Annotated in this window: 7 protein-coding genes; 3 read left to right on the forward strand and 4 right to left on the reverse strand. The window is 32.5% G+C overall.

The window, feature by feature from the left end:
- The 3 genes from ACHAJD_RS09710 to ACHAJD_RS09720 form a co-directional block, all read left to right on the forward strand.
- Nucleotides 1-497 (forward strand): DNA-3-methyladenine glycosylase family protein (locus ACHAJD_RS09710; protein ID WP_435585669.1); only part of this gene is annotated, 497 nt, incomplete at its 5' end.
- On the forward strand, nucleotides 482-979 hold the full coding sequence (locus ACHAJD_RS09715; RefSeq protein WP_435585670.1) for a gamma carbonic anhydrase family protein: 498 nt from the start codon (nucleotides 482-484) through the stop codon (nucleotides 977-979). The genes ACHAJD_RS09710 and ACHAJD_RS09715, both read left to right, overlap by 16 nt.
- Nucleotides 980-1134: 155 nt before the next feature.
- A complete protein-coding gene (locus tag ACHAJD_RS09720; protein ID WP_435585671.1) occupies nucleotides 1135-1269 on the forward strand; it encodes a hypothetical protein in 135 nt (44 codons plus the stop codon).
- Between the two features lie 191 nt (nucleotides 1270-1460).
- Here the strand turns inward: ACHAJD_RS09720 and ACHAJD_RS09725 are convergent, their stop codons facing one another.
- The 4 genes from ACHAJD_RS09725 to ACHAJD_RS09740 are packed head-to-tail and all read right to left on the reverse strand — an operon-like array spanning nucleotide 1461 to nucleotide 4153.
- Nucleotides 1461-2300, reverse strand: coding sequence for a hypothetical protein (locus tag ACHAJD_RS09725; protein ID WP_435585672.1), 840 nt, complete (start codon nucleotides 2298-2300; stop codon nucleotides 1461-1463).
- A gap of 44 nt (nucleotides 2301-2344) precedes the next feature.
- Nucleotides 2345-2722 (reverse strand): DUF454 family protein, encoded by a 378-nt coding sequence (locus ACHAJD_RS09730; protein WP_435585673.1) that lies wholly within the window; start codon nucleotides 2720-2722, stop codon nucleotides 2345-2347.
- A complete protein-coding gene (locus ACHAJD_RS09735; protein WP_435585674.1) occupies nucleotides 2715-3926 on the reverse strand; it encodes a DUF438 domain-containing protein in 1212 nt (403 codons plus the stop codon). Before ACHAJD_RS09735 ends, ACHAJD_RS09730 begins: the two co-directional genes overlap by 8 nt.
- A complete protein-coding gene (locus ACHAJD_RS09740; protein ID WP_435585675.1) occupies nucleotides 3926-4153 on the reverse strand; it encodes a DUF1858 domain-containing protein in 228 nt (75 codons plus the stop codon). Before ACHAJD_RS09740 ends, ACHAJD_RS09735 begins: the two co-directional genes overlap by 1 nt.
- Nucleotides 4154-4254: the final 101 nt, after the last annotated feature.

A 4254-nucleotide genomic window follows, 5' to 3' on the forward strand; every position in this document is an offset into this window, starting at 1 on the left:
TTGGCCAACAACTTTCTAATCAAGTAATGCAAGTATTAATTAAACGATTTGATGATGCATTTAGTCCATTAACGCGTGATCATTTAAGTCAGTTTAGTGTAAGTGATTTTAAAGCCGTTGGCTTATCACTTAGTAAGAGTGAAACGATTAAACGTATTATTGATGCCCCTACCGATTATGATGAACTAACCCATCAACCAAATGATCAAATTATCAAAGTGTTAACTAAGATTAAAGGCCTTGGTCCTTGGAGTACAGATATGTTTATTATGTTTATTAAAGGTGACCCTGATTACTTTAGTATTTATGATGGGGGTATTAATTCAGCCATTGAATCATTTTACGAAGGATTTTATCCAGAAGACTTTAAAGAACATTATTCACCTTATGGGACCTATGCTTGTTTTTACTTATGGGAATCATTAAATCATAAAGCATTAATTACTAAGACGATTAAAAATCATTTAGAGGAGAGTTTAAAATGGAAAAATATTTAGATAAAAGTCCAACGATTTCACCAAGCGCAAAAGTGTTTTCAGGCGCTCAAATTATTGGCGATGTAACTTTAAAAGATAATGTAGGTGTATGGTATAATGCCGTCTTACGCGCTGATATGGCCCCTATTGTGATTGGAGAAAATACGAATGTGCAAGATGGGACCATTATCCACACAGATGTAGATACGCCTACCATTATAGGGAAAGATGTCACCATTGGACATGGTGCAATCATTCATGCCGCAACGGTGAGTGATGGCGCATTAATTGGGATGGGGTCTATCATTTTAAATAATGCACATATTGGTGAACATGCATTAGTTGCCGCAGGCACTGTTGTCCCACCAGGTAAAAAAGTTGAGCCTAAGACATTAGTGATGGGAAATCCGATGAAGGTAATAAAAACATTAAGTGCAGAAGAAATCGCTCAAATACTAGCAAATAAGAACCATTACGTAAAATTATTAACTGAATATGAATAAGTTAAACCCACATTTTTGAAAATGTGGGTTTCTTTATTATGAAAAGTCATGTAAAATAGAAAGTACTACAAACTAACATTATTTTTGAGCGTTGCTTTTGAAAACCCCCTTTAATTCTACTATAATGACTACATAGTGGATTAAGGAGGCTCGTTATGCGAAAAAAACTTATTGGTTTTATTGTCATTACTGTTTTATTGTTCACCTTGATAGGGTGTGGACCGAATGATGGTTATCGTACACGAGATACTGGGAGTTCTACTGTAACGGAAGAAATAAACAGAGTTTAAATCAAGCTATTTAAATTCAAAAGTTAAAGTTTGCTTTAAAGTGTTCTTTGAAGGATTTAGAGGCCCGCGTTTTTTTTGGTATTATCGTTCCTCCTACTGAACTAATACTAAGACCCCTCAAATGCTTGGTCTCCCTTCAATGAATAGTTCATTGATTTTTTGAAAAGAACTGTCTAATTTAGACGGTTCTTTTATTTTAGTTGTTCTATAAATACTAACATATTTTTAATGGCTTGTTCTTGTTTATCAATATCTGGACAACTAATCTCTTTATACCTTCTTTTTAAATTCATCGGTGTATATGCTATATGAATCGTATCTTTGGTTTGACTTACATACATATACTTTGTGTTTAACTCTTTTGTAGATTTAGAAACATATTGATATAAATCTTTGATATTTTCAGTTTGTTCTGTTTCTTTTTCGATAAATAAGTTAAGCGCCCCAACAGAATGCTCTTCATCATACTTTACAATCTTTTGGACAGGTTTACCTTTAGATCGAAACTGATAATAAGAAGCGCTTTGACGCTTTTTAATAATATAAATACCGTCAAACACTTTTGTCTTGTGTTGCCCACTTCTTAGATATATTGTTGTGTCGAATATCATGGTATCTTGTTCTTTATAGTTTAATAAAATACGGTTTTTCATAAACGCTTGACGTGGAAATAAATAGCTTTCTTCAAACATCTTTTCTTGTTTAAAAGGATAAGGCGTTACATCAATATTAACAGAATTTCTATAGTTATAACTTTTTATATAGTTTTTATAAATATATTCATAAAGCGGTTTTTCACTTCGGTAAAAAACAGTGATTAATATTAACCCAATAAGTAAAGGGATTAAAATGGTTAATGCCATTAAAAAGAAAGGGCGTATATTAGTCCCAAAGGCTAAAAATGCTCCCATGGTAATTAAGATAATTAATGATGCCACTACAACCATAATTTTAAACATTGTATGAACAAAACGTTTACGGTTTTCTTTATATCGGGCAATAATGTCTTTACATTCATCCACTGTAGCCATATCATCACTCCTTTTCTTTATTATAACAAAAAAAATACCTATCCCTAGGTATTTTTTTCTAAGCGTATCGTTTTGACTGCTGTAAAAAAATAAACATACTTGGTAATAACTAAAATGATGATTAAAGGTTTTACCCAAACATACTCTAATATTATAAATGGGAATAAAAGCATAAAATCGACAAATAATAATAACGTTAATTTTTGTTTGAGTGTCATGGCTCTTGTGGTGATAAAATCTTCTAAATATTTCTTATAAATCCAAGTCCTTAAAAACCAGTCATGAAACTTTTTAGAACCTTTCGCATAAAAATAGGCTGTAAGCAGTAAAAACGGTGTCGTTGGAAGTAAAGGTAATACCACACCAATCATACCAAGGGCTAAGAATAGTGAACCTAAAAAGATGTATACTGCTTTAAGCATCTTCATCCATTAAGCGTTTTTCGCCTTCTAAATCTCTAATGGGTTGGATGTCTTGAGTCACTTCTAGTGTCCCTAAGAACTCACCATCTTTACCTCTAACTGCAAAATATCTAATATGCACAAAAGCCCCTCTAAATTTAATCCAAAAATCTTCGTTATCTTTTTTACCTGATCTAAAGTTTTCGACTATCTTTTCAACCACATGCACACTTGCAGGTGGATGACACATATTTACATGACGCCCTAAAATGGTAATGGGGCGATCAAATATACGTTCTTTACCTTGTGTGAAATATTTAACATAACCATCTTTATCCACAAATGTCATATCAAATGGCAATACATTAAGCATTGCATTCACTTCTTCAAATGTTAAGCTTCCTGCATCAAATGGTACTGTACCATCTTTTGGGGCTTCTAGTTCAGCCGCAAGTTCTGGATGGGCTTCTTTATTCCAAAGTTGTTTAGGTTTTTCGATGAAGTACCCAACCTCATCACTACCTTCATCAATTTTAATGAAGTTATATAAGTTTAATTTTTCTGAAAGTAATGGAATAAGAATGTTTTCTTCTTTAAACACCATATCTTTCACTTTTTTTAATAAGGCTAAAATTGGTTCTTTAACTTGTGCAACGGTAGTGTCTTTTGCATCTAACATTTTTTTTACTTGTCTTAAGTCTTCGCGTATTTCATCATCAACACCCCACATCACTTGTGGGGGTCCCGTAATGCCTTTTTTCTCTAAAAAAGGAAAGAATAATTGTTCTTTTCTAGCATAATGTTTATTAATTTCTGCAAGTCTATCGATGCCAACACGCAACATTAATAACGGCATATTTCCAGATTGTTCTAGATAAGGCGTTATTTCTTCATCAATAAGTTTTTCAATTCGCGTGTTTTCTTCACTAAGTACATGAAGTGGATGCCCAGGTGTTTCTTTCACACCGCCTGCGTGAATATCTGAGATGCTTCCTCCAAACACCGACGCATGCACGTCACATAATCTTTGAACTTCTTCAACAGGTAAGCCTTCACTAATTAAAGCTTGTTCCATCTCAGAAATTTCACTGGTTGAAATTTCTGCAAATTGTTCTTTAAATAGTTCTTTAATAACTTCTGGGTCTTCCCCATCATGTAACCTTTTAATCAAAGTTTTAAGTTGTTCTTGTTTTTCAACACTTTGATTATTTATAAATTCACTCATTATTTTTCCTCCAATTCAAAGCCTTTTTCTAAAAAAGCTTTCTTTAGTTGATCCATTTCTACTTTACGGAATTTTGCGCCAGCTTTAAGCGTCATAAAACGCCCAACACTTTCTAACATGCCGGGTTTTGTAATTTTATCAAAACCAAGATTAACAAGAATTTCTTTAACCTCGGGATGAGTTTGTACAATGGAATATACATGGTCATTTATATTAATTTTTTTCATATCATCACCTACACTATAATTGTACATTTTATAAATAAAAACTCAAATGATACCACTATTTTTATAGTTTATGTCTTAAGGTTATAAAATATCATTTTGTA

The organism is Liberiplasma polymorphum, from assembly GCF_043951795.1.
GTDB classification, from domain to species: Bacteria; Bacillota_I; Bacilli_A; order Izemoplasmatales; family Izemoplasmataceae; genus Liberiplasma; species Liberiplasma polymorphum.